The sequence below is a fragment of the Alteriqipengyuania triglochinis genome, from assembly GCF_054655655.1.
Window position 1 is genome coordinate 409,699 of record NZ_BAAHNC010000003.1, and the last position, 20,407, is coordinate 430,105.

A 20,407-nucleotide genomic window follows, 5' to 3' on the forward strand; every position below is an offset into this window, starting at 1 on the left:
ATTGTGGGCAATCCCGATCCACTGTCAGCATACCTAAGTTGTCAACTTTGCCCCACATTTCGTGATCCGAATAAACTGGGTGGGGCATCGGCCTGCCTCGAACCGGGATACCAGTTCGAGGCAAGCTCATTTCGGTTGACTCAGGCTCGCGACCAGCCGCGCTAGACGTCCCCTTCGAGCAAGCCGATCGGGCCGGACCGTTGCCGCGCTGACCAGCCGACCGCCGAAGCTTCACACACTAGACAACAATCCATCGCTGCTCATCAGTTTCGAAGAGCGCAAATCCGATTGGTCCGAGCTCCAGAAGCTGCCTCAGATTGCGCACCTTGTCGTGTGGCAGATCCTTCATGCCGTCCGCAATCTGAAGCATGCGTGTCTCACCGATAGGCACGCGCAACGCGGTCGTGAACACCGAGGCCGCGATGTCGATGTGGGGTGCGATCGCGAACAGGTCGTGACCGTCAGCGTCCTTGAGCCGGTAGAGTTTCAGTTGCTGGACCGGAGCAGTGTGCGCGACCCAGCCGATCTCGCACCAGCTTGCAAACCCAACCGGGGCGCTCTCCAAGAGGGCATCCAGACCACGCCTGCGATCATCGTCAAGCGTCTTGTCTACGCGCGTCAGGGTCAGATCCTCGTGGTCGTGGCCGAGCGCCTCATCGTGTTCGACGGCGACCATCCAGGCCCTGTCCTTCGAGGGAGCGACGATGTGACCGCGTACCTCGCCGTTCTGACGCTTGATGACGCATTCGTAGAGGTGGAACTTCATGTGTGCAGACCTTCTTGCTGTGGTTGGTGCAGCTAGGTTTACGTGCGCCCCGCATTGGAAGCGGGTGGGCAATACGGTGAGCGGTGTGGGATCGTTCGTCGGGCGAAGAGCGCGACGACTGTTACGCAGCACACTATCGGCCGATCCGCGGATCACACGCCGGTGTCAAAAGCTGTCGTTTGACTATCTGGTCCTCGCAAAGCTCGATGAGGCGAAAGCTATTCCAAATGAACACGGTAAGTTTAGCAATAGCTAGGCTTGCCCGCTTTACGGTTTTTATTCCGCCCAGGACCGATTTCAGCCCAATTACCCGCGCGAATAATGGCCCGCCCTATGGCTAAAAAGGCTGGCGTCCTATATGTTAATTTGCGGGTCGGGTGAATTTGAGGGGGGATTGCACCATGAAAACGAATAGAATTGCGAACGCCGCAGCGATTGCGGTGGCGGCCACGCTCGTATTTGCTTTGCCGCTGGCAGCGCAGGAAGTCGCCGTGGGCGATGGCGGAAGCGCGGACGCGGGAGAGGCCAAGACGCCCGAACAAATTCTTGTCGAAGAAGCGGAGCTTGAGGCCAGGCGGCTAACAGCGCAGCAATCCATCGTCGATTCGCAGGTAAAGTTGCTCACGCCGCCCGCTTTCTCAAATAACACGTCCCTATCCGGTGAAGGCGCAGGCGCGCTTGAGACAACTATGCTCGGCAGTTACGTCGTGCAAGCGACAGCGAAAAAGCTTCGCGACACGCTCAAAAGTGTTGGGGACGACAAGGAGATCGTCGTGCTTGCCCAAGGCGAGGCACCCGCTTGGGGCGACGCGCTCGTCATAAACCGAATGCTAGAAAAGGCGGTGACAGAACTGCGGGAACGCACCGAAGCTTATCAATCTCGTCAATCTCTGGGCGGTGGAGGCCGATTGCCCGCGAGTTTTGGACCGCCAACGATTGCAGCAGGAACGCAGGTGCTGGCCAGTCTTCTTTCGCGAGAAACGACCGTGTCCTCCGTCCCGTTCAAAGCGTCCAATACTCTGCTGCTGGATATGCTTGTCGGAACGGGCGGAACACTAAAACGGCCCGGCGACCGCATGAGTCTCAACGAAAACAACGCAACCATCGTCGCTTACGGCGGCCTTTCCGAAGCCGTGGACAGAGCCAAGAAAGCTCAAGAAGGCGCGACGACCGCTGACAAGGAGACCGCTCAATACCAAGCGCTCCAAGCCAGCCTGACTGGTGCCGAAGCTCTGATTAAGAACCTAACCACGCCGGACGCTTCGGGGCGCCGGCCGATCTACAACCTCGCACGCTATTCCAAACTGCTCGAAAATTCGTTGATTGCAACAGTCAACACAGAATTCTCCAGTGGCAGCGCGATTAAGCGCAAGTCTTTCCTGCGGCGCGTGACCCTGAAAGACCCAGTCGTCATGACCGCTGGGATGGTTGTCAGCTACTCGCTCGTCGATCCGACGGATGGTGCTCGCAAGGCTACTGGCATTCTTCAGTGTCGAACCGGATATTATGGTCTCGACTGGCTCGTGCTACGCGAACCGGACGACAAGGCAGATGAAAGGATCACGGTGTTCTGCGAACCCATTAAGGCCCCCTGAAATGGATCTCGCTTCTCCGTAGAAGGGCCGTGGTGGGCAGAGTGATCGGCGAAGGAAAATCTCTACTTTGTCCAGCCACGCTGCTCGCCGCCTACCTCGACTGGCTGTTCGCGACGCCGATTGCCTTGAGCCGTTCATAAGGAAAAGCACATAGGGCGGTTCGAGCGCAGATAACCCGCGCAGCTACCATCAGCATTGGAGGTCAATCCCCGAACGCCAGCCTGACCCTAACTCGTCGCGAACCACAACTGCCACACCCAAGGCGTTGTTCTACGTCGGCCATCTGGGTGTCCCGGCCGCACTGGCTCTAGCAACAACGTCACTTGCAGGGGCGGCAGCGCCGATCTGTGGCACTGCCTACGCGAGCGAGGCGTGCTGCAAGGTCTGTAAGAAGGGTAAGGCATGCGGCGATAGCTGCATCGCTAGGGATAAGAACTGCAAGAAGGGTAAGGGCTGCGCTTGCAACGGCTGAAGCTCCTCCATGTCGAGGTTGGGCTACTCGTGGCGCTGACAGTGTTCTCGATCGCGATGTGGTTCTTCTAACAGCGATGAGCGCCCCAATAGCGATCCCACCGAAGGGCGGTGCCCGATCGCACCATGGCGCAGCTCACGTCGCCGCTGACAGGTGATAGGCACCATGCCGCAGTGTCCTGTTGCCACCAGCCGAGCCAATCGATCGACAACGCATCGTAGGGCCGCTGACGAGGCGATGCCCAAGGGCGCTGAAACCACCAGGAGTGCCGATCAGTGCCGCGAGGGTGTCGCGTGCCTGCCCGGCGGTTGCGTCGGGGCACGGCTGGTTGGCATTGCAGGTCCCGTCTGCCTCGCGCGCCGCGATACCAGACAAGCGCACACGAGGCCCTTCTGCCCACCATACCGGACCGTCGCCATCCCAGACCGCCGTGGGAGTGCAGGTGAAGGTATCACCGGCGGGGATGATCGGAACTGTGGCGAGCAAGAGGGCGAGGGTGAGCAAAGTGGTCTAGTCACGCAAAATACTGTCTGGGTCAGCAGCGCACGAAATCTCCTTGATACGCTAGGTGCGATCTTTCATCAGGACTGCTCTTCAGACAATCTGTTCATTACCCGCTGCACTTGCGTGGCACTCCATTGCCCACCGCGCGGTGCTGGAATTTTCATTTGATTGAGCCGAGTTGCGATGCCGGTCAACGACGTGACCCCTCTATATTGGATGAGGCGAATTTGTTCCATTATGCGGGAGTCCCGCTGGAGCGCATTTCTTTGTCGGGCTTTGGCGCTGGCTTCGGGGCCCAAAAGGAGTTCGCCAGGACATCCATTTTTCCGGCCTAGCACGGTCCCAGATTTTTGCGCGTCGGCTAGAGCCTCTCTGACTCTTTGCCCGATCTCTTTGCGCTGATGTAGATCGGCGGCAACAAATTGGTTGTAGCTCAGGTGATTGATATGCGGCGCGTCTGCGCCCCGAAATTTCACACGATGCTCATGAAGGTAACCAAGCCAACGCACCGCAGACCTCATCCGCTCGATTTGACCAATCAGAAGGACAGCGTCGTTGTCGCAGCAAAATTGAGCTGCTCGCATTAGTTCTGGCCGTATCCCAGCGTCCAGAGGCTCAAATTCCGTGAATTTCTCGATGAGTTTCGTTCGACCTGGTCGCAGCGAAGCATTCACGGCTGCAAGCTGTGCGTCAGCACGAAGCCGGCTGTGCGGCCGGTTCGATGTCCGCAGATAGGCCACACACTTGCCGCTGAGGCGTGGAACCCATATTCGATCAGCACTGAAGGTCACCATAAACGTAAAATCGCACCCAATGCCGATCCATCCTGATAGGCAGATAACCTATTGGTGGGTAGCGATATTTTCCCTGTCTCAGAAAGAGAGGGGTGAGAACAAATGAGGGGTGTAATTCGCCAAGAGACAAACGGCAAATTGTGCTCTTAACCCAAGATGAAAACGAACATCCCTCTCGCCTACGATCCATTTGAAGCCGCCAATCGCGCTTATCATCTGCTCAACCCGGACTCGACCGGAGAAGATTGGGAGCGTTGGGTTGGGGGCACGGCGCGCCGCGCAAATGGCCATTTCGACGACTTCGCTGCTTACGCGGCCTTGTGCGATGACGCGTTGGAGGAGGTGTCGGATATGGAGCCGGCAACCACTCGAATGCTCAGTTACTCCGCTGGTTACTTTGATCTGATGGAAAGCGTGATCACCGGATTGATCGATATTCTCCCTACGAGCGCTCATATGCCTCACCATATGGATCGTTATCGACGTAACCTGCATAAGTTCCCTGAGCGCTATGTGGACTACGAGTCGGACAACCAAGGCTAACCGCCGGTGGATGGCGCTGAATGAAAACACACCAGAATTTCGGCGCCATCCGGGTCATTGAAACCAGCCGTTTCTAAGACTTCCATTCCCTGCGGAGTTTGCCGCAACCATGGTCCTCTCCGTGGGGATGGAAGTTGAAATTGTTTAGTGACTCAACGAGGCTGTCTTCGCGCCGAAGGAGGGTTCTGTCCTGTAAACAGGAACTTACGGATTCCTAAGTGTAGGGCAGAAATTCAGAAACAGGTTGTTAAAGAACCGCAGACCCAACAAGACATGGGACTTCATGATTTCATCCAGCCCATGACCATCCGATCCATGTAACCATAGAATCCATCAGCACAGCTACCATTGGACCGGAGTAACCATGCTTCGTGAAGTTCATGGTGCAGGGGCTTGCATGGCTTCGGCGGGTGTCATTGTGTTCGTGCGTTTCATGGTCTTCATGGTTCAGTGCTACCGGGCTTCGCCCGGTAGCGGAACGACGCTGCTTCGCAGCATCGATCCAGATCATTTTTGCATGTGAATTTGAATCCAGATCCAAATTACCATCCCAAGGAAGACCTTTATCCCCCCGCCACCATGCAAAGAAGTCAGCATGGTAGCGTAGGGGTTATTCCTGGTTATCCCATGGGAAGTGGTAGAGAGCATCGATCGTGCGACGATCAGGCTGGCGGAACGCATTACCAGCCTATCTGCTCCGAAACCCCGGCCTCTCGGCCCGTTCGGTCACCCAGCACCTGCTGGGTTCACCCCGCTGAACTTTCCTGCAATTCTCACGGGGCAGGGGCATAAGCCCCATCAATTGGCAACCTTTCGCTCCAGAAGGAGCCGGGCTTTCACCTGCCGGTGGTGCCGGCCGATTTTCCCTTAACGCGCACTCGCCTGGCTCCGATCTTAGTCTCGGCTACCATGTTGCCGCGGGGCGGGCGGCTCGTATCCCCTGTGCTATGACAACGCGCGGTCGCTAACCGATTGTCGCGGGCCAGAACTGACTTGCCATCAGTATACCATGGAGCCGTTCGGGCTCGGACTGAAAAATGCTCTGCGGGGCTAATGTGAGGTCGGAAAAAATCGATCACCGACACGCCGGTGATCTATGCATTGACGCGCAAACGTAGACGCGTCTACAGAGGGGCATGGCAGGCAATAACGACGACTATCTTCGGCGGCTCGAACAGGACGGTCGGCAGGACCTGATCGACAAGATCGAGCGCGGAGAGATCAGCACATACGCTGCTGCGATCGAGATGGGTTATCGCAAGCGGCGTGGTGCTTCTTCCAGGTCCGACCAGATTTCATACCACTACTCGCGAGCAAGCCTCGCCGAGAAGCGACGCTTCGTTGTTGAAAATTGGGCGAGCGTGGCGCGCATCGTCGGTGATCTGGCAAAGCGCACACGCGAGAAAGAGCAGACACAAAAACCCAGCGAGTAGGCACGGAATCCACCCGACAGCTCGCTCCGCGTTTCCTAGAATAGCGGGATAAACCAACGTTCTAGGATATGCTCAATGACTACCCCCACAGACCAAGTGACCATCAGCGATGCAGCCGAAATCTGGCTTGATCGCTGCGAGCTCGAACAGCTCGAACGCGCTACGCTTCATTCCTACCGCGGCCATGTGAAGAACCACATTGAGCCGAAGATCGGTTATCTGATGCTCAAGGAGTTCAGCGCCGTCCATGTGCGCGAGTTCCTCGACAGCATGCTGCGCGACAGCACGCGCGCGATGGCGAAGAAATGCCTCACGAGCCTGCGCTCGATCATAAGTGCTGCCCAAGAGCGGGGGCTCGTGCAGCACAATGTTGCACGCGACGTGAAGCTACGTCGCTCGGAGCGTCATGATCCAGATCGGGTCTTCCCGACGAAGGATGAGATCCGTGCGCTGATCGCGAACGCGCCGGAGCGTCACAAGCCGCTCATCATGACCGCGCTAATGACGGGTTTCCGAATGTCGGAGCTACGGGGCCTGAAGTGGGATGCGATCGATTTCGATCGGTCCGTCATTACCGTTCGTGAGCGTGCCGATCGCTACTGCGACATGGGCAACACAAAGAGCAAATCGAGCCGTCGGGAAATCCCGATGGGGCCACTTCTCGCAAAAGTGCTGACAGACTGGAAGCCTGCCTGCCCGAAGGGCGATCTCGACTTGGTCTTTCCCAACGGTGTGGGCAATATCGAGACGCACTCGAATATCTACAACCGTGTGTTCAAACCACTCATGCTGAAGTGCAGCATCGTGGACGCGGAGGGCGCACCGAGGTTTTCAATGCACGCCATGCGTCACGCTGCCGCCTCGCTCTTCATCGAGCAGGGCTGGCCGCCAAAGAAGATCCAGACCATGCTGGGGCATTCGTCCATCACCATGACCTATGACGTCTATGGCCACCTGTTTCATGACCCCGCGAAGGACGTGGATCTAATGGGTGAGATGGAGCGTGGGCTGTTGGCGGCGTAACGGAGAGCGGCACCACTGAATGCCGACTGGAGTTCTGCTAACATTACAAGCGGGTGGGCGCCCTAAGGTCGGCGTAAGTGACGGTTTCAATCCTCCGCCCGCTAGTCGCCACCGGCTATCGCATCCTGAACAAACGCGATGGTGCCTTCGGAGAATTGCCGCGTCATGATGGCCACATATGACGTATCGGCCATCTGGGCGAGCTTGTCCGGGAAGAGTGTATACATTGATCCGTCAGTAGCAACGATGCCGGTAGAGCGCATATGCTCTAATACCGCGCTGCCTGTTCCTTTCACCATTCGTTCGTGCTCTAGTTTGCCGGCAAACCGCTTCAAAGCTCCCTTTGAGTGCGAGCGGAAGGAGATCACGAACTTACGGAACCGTCGTAGAGCTTCCGCCGTCCTAGGATCTTGCACGATGGTGGGGGCGCTACGGAAGTTAGTCCATGGATACGCTTCATCGCCTTGCCAATTTACGGTAAGGATAACGTCGCCGTTGGACACTGGAACACTGCTGACGTCCGTAGTGTCGGCTGTATCGGACTGGAGGCTGACCGCGTTAGTCGCTTGGTGTGGCTGGCTTTCGACTATCAGGCGCTCGGCGCGGATCGTAAGGTGTTTGGCCTGTATCGTGACGGGGGACACTAAAATTGCCTCCGGGTTGCCTCCGATCTCTAGATCCGCGTGCGGCGCGGTTACCTCGACGTCTTCAACGAAGCTGCCAAGCCGCACAACGCCCGTCTGCTCTGTGTCAAATGACAGCACGCGGGGCCTTTCGCTGCCGGCCCTAACCAATGTTATTTCTATTTCGGCTCTGAGCTGTTCTAGCTCGTCTTCCGATTCAATCCCCTCGATTGATAGGCTGGCCTCATCGCCGATCGACAAACGTGCGCGGAGCGAGGCATAGATAATGCCAACGTGTTCGGGCCGGATGTATCCTTCAGTTTGGGCGGCGAGGTAGAATTCGGCGAGGAAAGGGTTCGCCGCTGCGCCTTTCGCTAGTTCCCTCGATGCCGCCGCGTCAGCGGTCCGCGCATCGCATAGAGCAATACCGGCAATCACCGCGTCGAAAACGGCCGACACCGGCGTGCGAGCCCCGTCGAGGAAAGGATGATCCGCCACCCATGTCTCAAGCGCATTCGCGTAAGTCTCCGCATCGCTAGCGCTCATCGGCGGTATCGGAGGAGTGGGTTGCGCGTATACTCGCGTCGCTAAACGGGCGAGCTGTTCGCCCGGATCGTAGAGCCTCTCCTTAAGTGACGTATCCTCGAAGGCCAATGGTGCAAGCTTTGTCTGCTCGCGCTTGAGGATAGCGTCGATAATCGTATGTAGCGTAACCGGCTGCTCACCGCGCTCGATTTTCGCGATCAGCGCGGCAGGGTTGGGGTCAAGAGCTATTTGTTCCGCGACGGCCTGGAGCACAGGTGCATAGCCCGCGAACCTGTCGCCGTCGCCTCCCACATCTTCCCGCAGGCCAGCCAATAAAAGCTCGATTGCTCGATCCGCCGCATCCATGAAAGCGTAGTCTGGCTTGCGTCGCCGAAGCTGCGCCATAGCAAAACGGTTCGCAAGGTCTGGCGTGTAGTATCCGATTTCGAGAACCGTGACGGGCACCTTATCAGCAAGAAGCAGCCACGCATCTTGAATGGCGCCGGTACGCCCAAATAGAACAGTTGGCGTCGATCGCTCATTTGCTAAATAGGCGACATCGTCGATGAAGGCATTGAAGCCGTCCTGCGTTACCCGGAGCCTGGCTTCGTCCAATCCATCGATGAGGACAGTCGCTGAATCGGACTCCCAGTCGGTCAACAGCCGAGACTTCACCAAACCTCCAGATAGGGTGTTACCACCGACCGGATCGGCTTTACCCAAGTCAATGTAGACCGCGCCAGTTTCCGAGGCGATCTGGCGTGCGAGAGTGGACTTGCCGACCGCGCCAGCTGCGGAGACGAGGATAAGGGGGCTAGTGGCGGGATCGGCTCCATCACCGTAAAGGATGCTCTTCGAGAGCGGAGCTTCGACAAAGGTTGGAAGAGCTGATACTTCGCTTTCCCATCCAGCGAGGGCCGTGGGAGTAGCTGATCGACTTGAAGGAAGCCGCGAACGCCAAAAATTCTCTATGGAGTAGTCCGACATACGCGCCTTCCTGATTGGCTAGTTATAACGAAATCCGAGCGTCGGACATGGTCGCTGAGAGGTCAAGTCGCCAATGTCCAGCGCTGCCTCCTACTGCTCATAATGAGCGCCACGACGCCGACAGTAGCATGTGGACAGCCGAGAAATCGGCGATGATGTTGCCAAATTTAGCCTCATTCGCAGATGGGTAAGGTCAAACGACTACATAGACGCGTCTACGCCTCAATTCCGTTGGAATCATAATCCGCGTGTCGGGGGTTCGAGTCCCTCCTCCGCTACCATTTCCAAACACTCGGCGAATGATGGCCGGAGTGGTTTGCGCTCGTCGATGAACTCTTGCATATTGGTTGGGACGGGGCGCTGCCTGCCAATCCGGCGGTTGGACGGCGCTTCAGAAGGTCAGGGGCCAACGATCAATTCGCGCGCCTTTGCGCGTATTTTCGCCGCCGCTGCAATTCCGCGCTCGCCTTCCGAATCAATATGGGGCCGTGGCGCTCAGCTCGCTTCTCGAAAGCGCGGGAAACTCTCGCTGAGAATTTGGGCACTCCGATCTGGCTCCGCGATCAGCGCGTGCTCGATGCTTGACGCCAGTTCGCCAAGGCGATCATCGCCAAACAGCCCAGCGGTTCCGGCAAGCTTGTGCAGCAGTTCCTTCAGTTCTTCCAGTCGAGCTTCATCGATCCGGTCTACGCCCAGACTTTCTTCGATCGTTGTCAGGACCTTCTGCTTTCGATCACCGTATTTTTCCAGCAGTGAAGCCGGCATCTGTATGTCGGCAGCGGTACGCGAAGCATCAGGTTTGCGCGGGCCCCATTGCTTGAGGATTTCGCGCAAGCCTTGCAATTTCAGGGGCTTCGCGAGGTGTGCTTGCATGCCCGCCAACAGGCAGGCCCTGATATCTTCCGCGTAGGCATTCGCAGTAATCGCAATGATCGGCAGTTCTTCAGCATTGATCCCTGCAGCCCGCAATCTGCGCGTGGCTTCCAGACCATCAACGACCGGCATCTGAACGTCCATCAGCACCAGATCGAAGCGGTTGCCGCCGTCCCGTGCCGCTATCACGCGTTCAATTGCTTCCTCGCCGTTTGCGGCAATTTCGAGATCGAGCCCTATCCGCTTGCCCATAGCGGTGATCAGCTCTTGGTTGATATCGTTGTCTTCGGCGACCAGCACGCGCGCAGTGTATCCTGCCTCGACGGGTTCAACTTTCGCATCGTTATCGAAGCTCTGCTCCGGAACGTCCGCCTCGACGAGCGGCAAGGTGACGGTGAAGGTCGTTCCTTCACCCTCTTTGCTCTCGACCGAGATAGACCCATTCATGAGCTCCACCAGATTGTGGCTGATGCTCAGCCCCAGGCCGGTCCCGCCATATCTGCGCGCAGTCGAGGTTTCTGCCTGCGCAAAGCTCTGGAATACGGCGTCGATCCGGTCTGCGGGGATTCCGATACCCGTGTCGGCGACGCGAATTCGCAGGACCGGTTTCGATGCACCTGACACTACGTCGGCATGCAGGGAAATGCTTCCTTCGTGCGTGAACTTGACCGCGTTTCCGACCAGGTTGAGGACGACCTGACGCAGTCTGTGCGGATCGCCAACGATGTGGGCGGGAACCTGCTCGGAAACCTCCAGATCCAGTTGGACCCCTTTTTGAGCTGCTAGCGGTTTCAGCAGTCGCACGCAGCTGAGCAGTTTATGCCGAACATCGACCGGCTCGATGGCTATCTGCATCTGTCCCGCTTCGATCTTCGAAATGTCGAGAATATCGTTGAGTAGGCGCATCATCGCTCGTCCCGAATCTGCGATCAATTGCGCGTGCCTCTGCTGACGCTCGGTCAGGCGTTCGGAGAGGAGAAGATCGGTAAAGCCGAGAATACCATTCATCGGTGTACGAAGTTCGTGACTCATGTTCGCGAGGAAAGCCGATTTGGCCTTGGCTGCGTCCTCGGCACGCAGGCGGGCCTCTTTCAATTCGAATTCCATCTTCTTTCGCTCGGTTATGTCGACCGAGACGCCGATGTAGCCCGTGACCTCGCCATCAGCTTGCCTGATAGGCTGAACAAGCACATCAACCCAGGTTTCTTCCCCGTCTGCGTGTCGCCAGCGAAACTCGCTGCGATAGTCTGACGATAGCGCTGTGGCTTTTGCCCAACCTGCAGAGATCCGCTCTACATCTTCAGGGGTGATGGCACTCGTCCAGCCACTGTTTTGCGCGTCTTCAAGGGTGAGCCCCGACATGTGGCTCCAGGCAGAATTCACGTAAGCTAGCCGATTGTCCGGACCTGTCCGGAAAATGCCGACAGGTGCGGCCTCGGCCAGCAGTCGAAAGCGTTCTTCGCTTTCTCGCAGATGTCGTTCGGCGGTTTTCTGGGGGGTGACATCGCGGAGATTGCCGGCTGTCCCTGCGAAGTTGCCATCCTCATCGGCGAGACGCCTGACATTGACCACAATATCATGCCTCGCGCCGGCCGCATCCGTGAAGACTTGTTCCAGCTGGAAATCCCGTAGCTCGCCCGAGACAATTTTCGGATAGATTTCGCGTGCATCTTCCAGCGATTCATAGGTCAGCAGCTTCGTGGTTGGCCAGCCAAGGCTTTCCTCGACCGTGTAGCCGGAAAGATCCTCCCACGCAGGGTTGAGAAACACCCATCGGCCAGCTGCATCCGCCCGAAATACGACGTCGCGCATCCCCAGCAAAATCGACTGCGCCGTGTCTCTGCTCTCGCGCAATTCGCGTCGCATGCCCGCCAGCCCGGCGAGGGCCGATGCGACAGGCAGGGCCATGAAGAAGGTGCTCGCGATGAAGAGCTGCAGGACGATCAGCTTCGTCGACAGGTCGCCTCGAACCAGCATGACAGGACCGTACCCGAACAGGGTCGCAACCCACGCTATGACGGAAATGATCAGCACGGCTACTGCGGTGCCGAGAACCCCGGTACGGAAGGCAGCCACAATCGAGATAGGGCCGACCAGGAAAAGGAAGGGGTACCGCGTCTGCGCAAATACCACGACGGAGACAGCCGACACGATCGACACGAATATTGCCCATTCCCGCAGTTCTTTACGGGTTGGTGTGCGGCGATTTCGCCAGGCATCGATCGCGATCAGCATCACCGGTGTGACGACCAGCAAGCCGAGGCCATCCGAAACCACCCAGGAGAGCCACACATCGGCCGAGAAGATTGAACCCGGGAAAGCTAGGATCATCGCGGCCGGGCAAGCCGACAAGATCGGAGCAAAGATGCTCGCGGCGACAAGTTTGCACAGATCGCCCAGTTTGCTCATCACAAGCGGTGCGGGGCTGAGATAATGTAGCAGGGCGAGTGCCAGAAGCACCTCGGCCGTATTCGTCAGGCTGAGGCCAAGCGCCAACGCTATGTCGTCGCCAGTCAGGAGATTGGTAGCGCAGTTCGCTAGGAATGCGGCGCAGAGGAATTGAATCGAGGTGCGCCTGTCAGCACGCAAAACTGCGGCGAGCACGATGGCATTGGGTATCCACAGTGCCGCTACACGGCCGCTTTCGCGCGTAAGACCTATGCCTATCCAGGCAAACAGCCCGAATGCGAGGGCCAGAAGGACGACCAGCGCGATATTGCCTGATAATCTGCGGGCGGACGCACCATCGTCTGACGGCATGATCGGCGACCTCTCATTCAAATCATTAATTTCACTCGGTTTGTGTACTAACAAAACGCCATGTCGGAAAGCTACGGCGAGGATGGACGATCCCCGGATTCGGCTAGGCGCATGAACTTGGGTAAATCCACCTCGCTTCACTGCATGCCTCGCGGTTCGAGATGCATATCTCTGCGATCAGCAGCGGAACCCGGGTGTCCGGGGCGGGGCCCTCCTCCGCTACGATTTGACCGGTGGAACAGCCGCTTCCCAAGCTGGCAGCAATTCCAGATTTCTGCACTTTTCTTTGTAAGCTCGACCGAAATCTACTCGCTTCTTTTCAATCGGTAGCGGAATGGCTTTGAACCGTCGGGATGCAGTCTTCGTCGCGCCCCAATATCGGGCGTTCGGTGCGGCTCGGGAAAAGCCTAAAAGAGTGGTCGTTAGACCGGCAGCAAGATGGGCCCGGTTCTGAAATGGCAGCCGAAGACAGTTCGCGGGCTACGGCGCCATGCAACCCGAACTCCGCATTTTTGGCCAGCGCATCGATCGATCCCGCCGCTTCGACCGATCCTGTAATGCTCTGCGGATCGGTAACGTCGCGCGATCGGCCGGAGGCGGTCGGAGGTTGGCAGAATGGTCTCGTGCGGTTCACGCTTTGCGGCGCCGACATTCCGACCGCGATTTGCGAACAAGGTGGTGGTCGCCAGGCCGAAGCCTGACGAGCAACCGTTGATGGTTATAGTTGATATTTGAATCGCTTTTCGTTTCGTAGGCGACGTCAAGAAGCGGCCAGCGCCTCGGCCGTCTCGCGGTAATCATGCAAGGGGCGGCCGAGCATCGCGGTCAGGCGATCGGTATCTCCGGGCTCGGGGATCATCCCGTGGCTGACATAGCGTTCGGCCATCAGGCGCATTTCGTACGCCTGCCAGGCTGGCATGAACCCGGCCATATTCTGCTCGAACCCGCTGGGATCATCCCCGCCATAGGCGATCGGGCGGCCCAGGACGTCGGACCAGATGGCGGCAACGCCTTCGCCGGTCAGGGTTTGCGGCCCGACCGCATTGATTGTCTTGATCGGCAGATTTCCTTCCGCATCGTGACGGCGAACCAGTTCGATCGCGGCGATCTCAGCAATGTCACGGGCATCGACCATGGCAACGCCCTTGCTGCCGATCGGCATCGGGTAGACGTCGTGGCTCATGATGACGTCCTTCACCATCGCCTCGTTATCGATGAAATAGGTCGGTCGGAGGATCGTGGCGCCGAAGCCCATCTGCTCCAGCATCCGCTCCGCCCCGCGCTTGACTGCGAAATGCGGCACATTGACGGCCCTCTCGGCATCGAAGACCGAGAGATAGACGATGCGGTCGATCCCAGCCTCGCTAGCGGTGTTGAGCGTGATGATCGCCTGCGTGAATTCATCGCCCGTCACCGCATTGAGCAGGAATAGCGTGGACACACCGACAAAGGCCGAACGCATTGCGTCCAGATCGAGCATGTCGCCTTGTGAGACCTCTACGCCTGCGGGAAAGTCGGCTTTGGCGGGATCGCGTGTCAGTACGCGGACGGGGGCACCCCGCTGCACGAGCTGATCGACGACATGGCGGCCGACACGGCCGGTGGCTCCGGTAACAAGAATGGTCATGATAGTGTCTCTTCAAAATTGTTGACGAGGAGAAAGTGATCGATCCACAGGTGGTTCACCAGACGCGAAATATAGACACCGCGTCTCACAGGTGGAACGATCATGGACCTGATTGCACTTGCCGATTTTACACTGGTCGCCCGCCATGGCGGCTTTGGCAAAGCGGCTCGGGCCGCGAACCGACCGAAGGCGACGCTCTCGCGCCGCGTCGCCGAACTGGAGGCGAGCCTAGACCTGCGTCTGTTTGAACGAGGGGCGCGCGACTTGAAGCTGACAGAGGAAGGGCGCGCCTTGTCAGAACGTGCGGGCGCACTGTTGGCTGAGCTTGAAGAGACTACCCGGTCCATCGCATCGGGCGGCGACCGTCTCCGGGGATCGCTGCGGATCAGCGCGCCCCTTTTGTTTTCGCAGACTGCCTTAGGCCGTCTGGCAGCGGAGTTCGCGGTGCAGTATCCCGAAGTGCGCCTTGAGGTCACCAGTGAGGACCGGCCCGTCGATATGTTGGAGGAGGGTTATGACCTTGCCATTCGCGTCAATCCCGATCCGGACGAATCGCTAGTTGGCCGCGCTTTCCTTCATGACAGGCTGGTGGTGGTAGCGGCGCCCGATTTTTCGCGGCTCGCTAGCGGGCCGGTCCGCGCTGTGGTGCGCGGCAGCGATCGGTCAGACAACTGGCCGATAGCCACGGCCGAAGGACATTTCATCATGTCGGTCGAACCGGTCCTCACGCTCTCGTCGCTCATCGCAATTCGCGATGCGGTTCGTGCCGGAGCCGGTGTCTCCCGGCTCCCCGTATCGTTGGTCGCAGGCGATCTGGAGGCAGGCCGGCTGGTAAAATGGGGAGATGTTGCGGAATCCGATATCGCGATCTGGGCGCTTTATCCGTCACGCCGCCTCCTCAGCGCGCGGGTGTCAGCTTTCCTCGATTTGCTGAAGTCGGCTTTTCCCAAAGGGATGCCGGAAGAACTCGCGGCCTATCTTGCGGGGGACCGCCGCCGCGACAGCTAACTAAGGCAGGCGTAAATCACTCCTAAAGCGCTCTTTACCCCAGAAGCAAAACCGGGTGATCCACTTCCATCTCGATCGGGAAGGTCGCTCGCGAGATAAAGCGCTTCTCAATCTAGTGATCGACAGGAAGTTCACGGTTGTGACTTGGTCGAGATCAAGATCGGCGACGTGGTGGATGGTTTCGAAATTCGCAACCGAGCGAATGTCATCCAACACAAGACCGATCGCCCGGTTCAGTTTGAACTAACCGGTGATCTCCGCACCCCGTTGTTGGCATGGTTGGAACGCCGCGGCGGTTCGGCGAGCGATACGATTTTTCGCGCCGGGTGCACAATGCCGACTGCATGAGTCCCCGGAAGTATACTCGTTTGGAGGACGAACGGGCGGCGACCATCCCCTTTTCATCCGGATTTAATGCCAACGCGCGCGATCACCCGGCGAATTTTCATGTGCGCGAGGTCCAGAGCGGCTTTCGAACAAGGGAGCTGTTTCGCATGACATTCGATCTCATCCTCGTAGGGCTCGTGGCGCTCGGCCTGCTGGTCTATCTGACTGCAGTCCTCCTGCGGCCGGAGCGCTTCTGATGGAGCGCGCTACACCTGGCCAAACCGGGCTCTTCCAGCGAGAGTTGGTCGTCCCTGCGATCCGCGACGCCTTCGTGAAGCTCGATCCGCGCACGCTGGTTCGCAATCCGGTGATGTTCGTCACGGGAATCGTTGCCGCGACCGCGACCGTGATCCTGCTGCGCGGGATCGCGACCGGGGCCGAGGATATCGGCTTCCAGGCCCAGCTGGTCTTCTGGCTGTGGCTGACCGTGCTGTTCGGCAATTTTGCCGAAGCGCTCGCCGAAGGACGCGGCAAGGCGCAGGCCAAGGCACTGCGAGACACCAAGGAAAGCCTGGTCGCGCTCAGGGTCGGCAAGAATGGCGCTACCGAGAAGATCTCCGCGACCGAGCTGCGCCACGGCGACATCGTGCTGGTCTGCGAAGGTCAGCAAATACCTGCCGATGGTGAAGTCGTCGCCGGGGTCGCGTCGGTCAACGAGGCGGCGATCACCGGCGAAAGCGCGCCGGTGATCCGCGAGGCGGGCGGCGATCGGTCGGCGGTGACCGCGGGCACGACCGTGATCTCGGATGAAATACGCGTGAAAGTGACCGCCGAGCCGGGCAGCGGCTTCCTCGACCGGATGATCGTGCTGGTCGAAGGTGCGAGCCGGCAGAAGACGCCGAACGAGATTGCGCTGACGATCCTGCTCACCGGGCTTACACTGATCTTCCTCGTCGCGGTCGGCACGCTGCCTGCCTTCGCGGAGTTCGCCGGTGGCGCGATTGCCGTGCCGGTGCTGATCGCGCTGTTCGTGGCGCTGATCCCGACGACCATCTCGGCACTTCTCTCAGCCATTGGCATTGCCGGAATGGACCGGCTTATCCGTTTCAACGTGCTCGCCAAGTCGGGCCGCGCGGTCGAGGCGGCGGGCGATGTCGGCACATTGCTGCTCGACAAGACCGGCACGATCACGATCGGCGACCGTCAGGCGAGCGAGTTCGTCGCTCTGCCTGGCATCGCCGAGGCCGACCTGATCGAGGCCGCGCGGCTTTCCAGCCTCGCCGACACGACGCCCGAAGGTCGTTCGATCGTGGCGCTGGCGGGGGGCGACGCGGCGTTGCCGAGCGACGCCGAACCGGTCGCCTTTACAGCGCAGACCCGCGTGAGCGGGGTCGACTTGCCTGGCCGGACGATCCGCAAGGGCGCGGTCGACGCGGTGCTCAAGCTGGGTGATTTTCCCGAAAATACGGTGCTGGCGCTGAAGAAGATCACCGACCGGATCGCGCATGCCGGTGGCACTCCCCTGGCGGTAGTCGAGAACGGACGCTTGCTCGGCGCGATTCATCTCAAGGACATTATCAAGACGGGTATTCGCGAGCGCTTCGTCGAACTGCGCCGGATGGGCATCCGCACCGTGATGATCACTGGCGACAATCCGCTGACCGCTGCGGCCATCGCTGCCGAAGCCGGAGTCGACGATTTCCTTGCCGAGGCGACCCCCGAAGACAAGCTCGCTTACATCCGCAAGGAGCAGGCCGAGGGCAAGCTGGTCGCCATGTGCGGTGACGGGACCAACGATGCGCCCGCTCTCGCCCAGTCGGATGTGGGCGTGGCAATGAACACCGGCACGCAAGCCGCGCGGGAAGCGGGCAACATGGTCGATCTCGACAGCGACCCGACCAAGCTGATCGAAGTCGTCGGCATCGGCAAGCAGTTGCTGATGACGCGTGGCAGCCTCACCACCTTCTCGATTGCCAACGACGTGGCGAAATACTTCGCGATCCTCCCGGCGATCTTCGTGGTGCTTTACCCCTCGCTGGGTGCGATCAACGTGATGGGTCTCGCGAGCCCGCAGAGCGCGATCCTTTCGGCGATCATCTTCAACGCGATCATCATCCCCCTGCTGGTGCCGCTGGCGCTGAAGGGGGTCGCGTATCGCCCGATGCCCGCCGCCAGCCAGTTGCTGCGCAATCTCGGCATCTACGGCGTGGGCGGCGTGATCGCCCCCTTCGTCGGCATCAAGCTTATCGATCTCGCCGTCTCCGGCCTCGGCCTCGCGTAAGCCCGCGAAAGGACATTTCCATGCTTTCCGCCATTCTCACCATCATCCTGATCGTCGGCGGCACAGCGCTGCTGGCGTGGCAGCTCGGCAAATATATGGCCGGACTCTTCTCGGGCCGCTTCGCACGCGCCGACGGGCTGTTCGCTCGCACAGTCGGCGGTTCTCCCGAACAGGACTGGAAGCAGTATTCGCTCGCCTTGATCGCCTTCAACATCGTGATGTTCGGCTTCGTCTTCACGCTGCTGGCGATGCAGCACATGCTGCCGTTCAACCCCGACGGTCAGAGCGCGGCCTCACTTGACCTAGTGTTCAACACTGCGGCCAGCTTCACCACAAACACGAACTTGCAGCACTATTCCGGCGAGAGCACCTGGAGCTACCTCGCTCAGATCGGCGGGCTGATGTGGCTGCAGTTCGTCTCTGCTGCAACCGGCATTGCCGCCCTCGCTGCGCTGGCACGAGGGATTGGCGGAAAACCGACGATGGGCAACTTCTTCGTCGACATGCAGCGCGCCTCGTTCTGTGTGCTGCTGCCGCTGGCGATCATCGTCGCGGCGGTGATCGCGCTGAACGGCGTGCCGATGACGCTGCAGGGCGCGGCGCAGGTCACCACGCTCGAAGGCGTGGCGCAAACGATTGCGCGAGGGCCGGCCGCCGCCTTCGTGGCGATCAAGCAGCTGGGCACCAATGGCGGCGGCTTCTTCGGCCCCAACTCGACCCACCCGCTGGAGAACCCGACCTTCTGGTCGAACGCGTTAGAAATGATCGCAATCATCCTGATCCCGATGGCGTGTGTGTGGATGTTCGGTCGGATCATCGGCCGGCCCAGGCATGCCATGGTCGTGTTCGGCGTGATGGCGGCGCTCTTGCTGATCAAGATAACCGCGTCGGTCGGTTTCGAAACCGCGCCGACCCAGGCCTTCGTCGACCTGCCCGTGGCGCAGGACGTCGGCAACCTCGAAGGAAAGGAACTGCGCCTCGGCGCCACCACCGGCCCGCTGTGGGCGGTGCTGACCACTTCCACCAGCAATGGTTCGGTCGGTGCGATGCACGACAGCCTCAACCCGATGACCGGGCTCGTGCCGATGGCGGGCATGTGGCTCAACGAGACCTTCGGCGGCGTCGGCGTCGGCATGATCAACATGTTACTCTACATCGTCGTCGCGGTGTTCGTCGCAGGCATGATGGTGGGACGCACGCCCGAATATCTCGGCCACCGGATCGAGGGGCGCGAGATGCGGCTGGCGGTGCTGGCGTTGATCAGCCACCCGGTGCTGATCCTCGGCGGCACTGCGCTGTTCGCCGCCACTGCCTGGGGGCAGGACACGCTCAACAATATCGGTGCGCACGGCTTTTCCGAGATCCTCTACGAGTTCAGCTCGGCAGCCGCGAACAACGGATCCGGGTTCGAGGGTCTTGCCGACAACACCGTGCCGTGGAACATCGCCACCGGGCTCGTGATGCTGATCGGCCGCTACTTACCCATTATCGTCCCGCTCGCCATCGTCGGCTCGCTGATGGCCAAGCGCCGCAGCGCAGAAAGCGCAGGCACGCTCAGCGTGGAGAGCAGCACCTTTGGCGTGATGCTGTTCATCACCATCCTGATCTTCGGCGCGCTGACCTTCTTCCCCGCCGCCGCGCTCGGACCCGTAGCCGAACACCTCACCTTCATGCGCTGACCGCAGCCCTAATCAAGGATACGAAACGATGAACTATGTCCTTCCCTCGCTCCGCCTGTGGCTGGTGACGATCCTCGTCTGTGTGGTTGGCTATGCCGGACTGATGCTCGCCTTCGCGCAGACCTTGGCGCCCTATCAGGCCAATGGTTCGATCATCGAAGCGGACGGGCAGGCCGTGGGCAGCGAGCTGATCGCGCAGGACTTCACCAGCGCGCGCTACTTCTGGCCGCGCCCCTCGGCCGCCGGATACGACGGCATGGGCGCGGGGGGGAGCAACCTGTCGCCCACCAGCGCGGACCTCGCCGCGCGCGCCGCAGAGACCGTCGCGCGTTACGGCGCGACTGTCGACAGTCCAATTCCGGCGGATCTGGTGGCGGCATCGGGTGGTGGGCTCGACCCGCACATCTCGCTCGACGGGGCAGTCTATCAGGCCGACCGGGTCGCAGCCGCGCGCGAGCTCGATCCGGCCCGGGTGCGCGACCTGATCGAGCAGCAGGCCGCCGCGCCGGGTGCGATCTTCGCGCCCGAGCGTATCGTGAACGTGCTGCAACTCAATCTGGCGCTCGACCGGCTGGAAGAATAGGCGA

15 protein-coding genes are annotated in these 20,407 nt (G+C 59.7%); 10 read left to right on the plus strand and 5 right to left on the minus strand.

Annotated elements, in window-relative coordinates; all coding sequences use genetic code 11:
* Positions 1-238 precede the first annotated feature (238 nt).
* On the minus strand, positions 239-766 hold the full coding sequence (locus tag ACYQ0L_RS12185; RefSeq protein WP_459789498.1) for a hypothetical protein: 528 nt from the start codon (positions 764-766) through the stop codon (positions 239-241).
* Positions 767-1,167: 401 nt separating this feature from the next.
* On the opposite strand from ACYQ0L_RS12185, the gene ACYQ0L_RS12190 reads away from it, so the two are divergent.
* A complete protein-coding gene (locus tag ACYQ0L_RS12190; RefSeq protein WP_459789500.1) occupies positions 1,168-2,361 on the plus strand; it encodes a hypothetical protein in 1,194 nt (397 codons plus the stop codon).
* A 1,053-nt stretch (positions 2,362-3,414) separates the two neighbouring features.
* Here the strand turns inward: ACYQ0L_RS12190 and ACYQ0L_RS12195 are convergent.
* On the minus strand, positions 3,415-4,131 hold the full coding sequence (locus ACYQ0L_RS12195; protein ID WP_459789502.1) for a recombinase family protein: 717 nt from the start codon (positions 4,129-4,131) through the stop codon (positions 3,415-3,417).
* 156 nt (positions 4,132-4,287) lie between these two features.
* On the opposite strand from ACYQ0L_RS12195, the gene ACYQ0L_RS12200 reads away from it, so the two are divergent.
* From ACYQ0L_RS12200 to ACYQ0L_RS12210, 3 genes are all read left to right on the plus strand, one after another.
* Positions 4,288-4,674, plus strand: coding sequence for a hypothetical protein (locus ACYQ0L_RS12200; RefSeq protein ID WP_459789504.1), 387 nt, complete (start codon positions 4,288-4,290; stop codon positions 4,672-4,674).
* A gap of 1,136 nt (positions 4,675-5,810) precedes the next feature.
* Positions 5,811-6,107 (plus strand): hypothetical protein, encoded by a 297-nt coding sequence (locus tag ACYQ0L_RS12205; protein ID WP_459789505.1) that lies wholly within the window; start codon positions 5,811-5,813, stop codon positions 6,105-6,107.
* 75 nt (positions 6,108-6,182) lie between these two features.
* Entirely contained in the window at positions 6,183-7,130 is a 948-nt protein-coding gene (locus tag ACYQ0L_RS12210) for a tyrosine-type recombinase/integrase (protein ID WP_459789506.1), read from the plus strand.
* 101 nt (positions 7,131-7,231) lie between these two features.
* On the opposite strand, the gene ACYQ0L_RS12215 is transcribed toward ACYQ0L_RS12210, so the two are convergent.
* The 3 genes from ACYQ0L_RS12215 to ACYQ0L_RS12225 form a co-directional block, all read right to left on the minus strand.
* Positions 7,232-9,265 (minus strand): hypothetical protein, encoded by a 2,034-nt coding sequence (locus tag ACYQ0L_RS12215; protein WP_459789507.1) that lies wholly within the window; start codon positions 9,263-9,265, stop codon positions 7,232-7,234.
* Positions 9,266-9,760: 495 nt separating this feature from the next.
* Positions 9,761-12,898 (minus strand): PAS domain S-box protein, encoded by a 3,138-nt coding sequence (locus ACYQ0L_RS12220; RefSeq protein WP_459789509.1) that lies wholly within the window; start codon positions 12,896-12,898, stop codon positions 9,761-9,763.
* Between the two features lie 760 nt (positions 12,899-13,658).
* A complete protein-coding gene (locus ACYQ0L_RS12225; RefSeq protein ID WP_459789511.1) occupies positions 13,659-14,525 on the minus strand; it encodes an SDR family oxidoreductase in 867 nt (288 codons plus the stop codon).
* 102 nt (positions 14,526-14,627) lie between these two features.
* On the opposite strand from ACYQ0L_RS12225, the gene ACYQ0L_RS12230 reads away from it, so the two are divergent.
* From ACYQ0L_RS12230 to kdpC, 6 genes are all read left to right on the plus strand, one after another.
* On the plus strand, positions 14,628-15,533 hold the full coding sequence (locus ACYQ0L_RS12230) for a LysR family transcriptional regulator (RefSeq protein WP_459789512.1): 906 nt from the start codon (positions 14,628-14,630) through the stop codon (positions 15,531-15,533).
* Positions 15,534-15,677: 144 nt separating this feature from the next.
* Positions 15,678-15,881 carry a site-specific integrase gene (locus tag ACYQ0L_RS12235; RefSeq protein WP_459789513.1) on the plus strand — a complete coding sequence of 68 codons (204 nt, stop codon included), beginning with the start codon at positions 15,678-15,680 and terminating at the stop codon, positions 15,879-15,881.
* A 146-nt stretch (positions 15,882-16,027) separates the two neighbouring features.
* A complete protein-coding gene (gene kdpF / locus ACYQ0L_RS12240) occupies positions 16,028-16,117 on the plus strand; it encodes a K(+)-transporting ATPase subunit F (protein WP_459789514.1) in 90 nt (29 codons plus the stop codon).
* Positions 16,117-18,141: a potassium-transporting ATPase subunit KdpB gene (kdpB, locus tag ACYQ0L_RS12245; RefSeq protein WP_459789516.1), complete on the plus strand. Its 2,025-nt coding sequence runs from the start codon at positions 16,117-16,119 to the stop codon at positions 18,139-18,141. Before kdpF ends, kdpB begins: the two co-directional genes overlap by 1 nt.
* A gap of 20 nt (positions 18,142-18,161) precedes the next feature.
* Positions 18,162-19,820, plus strand: coding sequence for a potassium-transporting ATPase subunit KdpA (gene kdpA, locus ACYQ0L_RS12250; protein ID WP_459789517.1), 1,659 nt, complete (start codon positions 18,162-18,164; stop codon positions 19,818-19,820).
* A 28-nt stretch (positions 19,821-19,848) separates the two neighbouring features.
* Positions 19,849-20,403 carry a potassium-transporting ATPase subunit KdpC gene (gene kdpC, locus ACYQ0L_RS12255; RefSeq protein ID WP_459789518.1) on the plus strand — a complete coding sequence of 185 codons (555 nt, stop codon included), beginning with the start codon at positions 19,849-19,851 and terminating at the stop codon, positions 20,401-20,403.
* The last annotated feature ends 4 nt before the right edge of the window (positions 20,404-20,407 follow it).

Excerpts from the sequence above, each read along its gene's own strand:
- kdpA (WP_459789517.1), top strand. The coding sequence starts at position 18,162 with ATGCTTTCCGCCATTCTCACCATCATCCTGATCGTCGGCGGCACAGCG.
- kdpC (WP_459789518.1), top strand. The coding sequence starts at position 19,849 with ATGAACTATGTCCTTCCCTCGCTCCGCCTGTGGCTGGTGACGATCCTC.
- ACYQ0L_RS12190 (WP_459789500.1), top strand. The coding sequence starts at position 1,168 with ATGAAAACGAATAGAATTGCGAACGCCGCAGCGATTGCGGTGGCGGCC.
- ACYQ0L_RS12205 (WP_459789505.1), top strand. The coding sequence starts at position 5,811 with ATGGCAGGCAATAACGACGACTATCTTCGGCGGCTCGAACAGGACGGT.
- ACYQ0L_RS12225 (WP_459789511.1), bottom strand. The coding sequence starts at position 14,525 with ATGACCATTCTTGTTACCGGAGCCACCGGCCGTGTCGGCCGCCATGTC.
- ACYQ0L_RS12185 (WP_459789498.1), bottom strand. The coding sequence starts at position 766 with ATGAAGTTCCACCTCTACGAATGCGTCATCAAGCGTCAGAACGGCGAG.
- ACYQ0L_RS12195 (WP_459789502.1), bottom strand. The coding sequence starts at position 4,131 with ATGGTGACCTTCAGTGCTGATCGAATATGGGTTCCACGCCTCAGCGGC.
- ACYQ0L_RS12210 (WP_459789506.1), top strand. The coding sequence starts at position 6,183 with ATGACTACCCCCACAGACCAAGTGACCATCAGCGATGCAGCCGAAATC.
- kdpF (WP_459789514.1), top strand. The coding sequence starts at position 16,028 with ATGACATTCGATCTCATCCTCGTAGGGCTCGTGGCGCTCGGCCTGCTG.
- kdpB (WP_459789516.1), top strand. The coding sequence starts at position 16,117 with ATGGAGCGCGCTACACCTGGCCAAACCGGGCTCTTCCAGCGAGAGTTG.
- ACYQ0L_RS12215 (WP_459789507.1), bottom strand. The coding sequence starts at position 9,265 with ATGTCGGACTACTCCATAGAGAATTTTTGGCGTTCGCGGCTTCCTTCA.
- ACYQ0L_RS12220 (WP_459789509.1), bottom strand. The coding sequence starts at position 12,898 with ATGCCGTCAGACGATGGTGCGTCCGCCCGCAGATTATCAGGCAATATC.
- ACYQ0L_RS12200 (WP_459789504.1), top strand. The coding sequence starts at position 4,288 with ATGAAAACGAACATCCCTCTCGCCTACGATCCATTTGAAGCCGCCAAT.
- ACYQ0L_RS12230 (WP_459789512.1), top strand. The coding sequence starts at position 14,628 with ATGGACCTGATTGCACTTGCCGATTTTACACTGGTCGCCCGCCATGGC.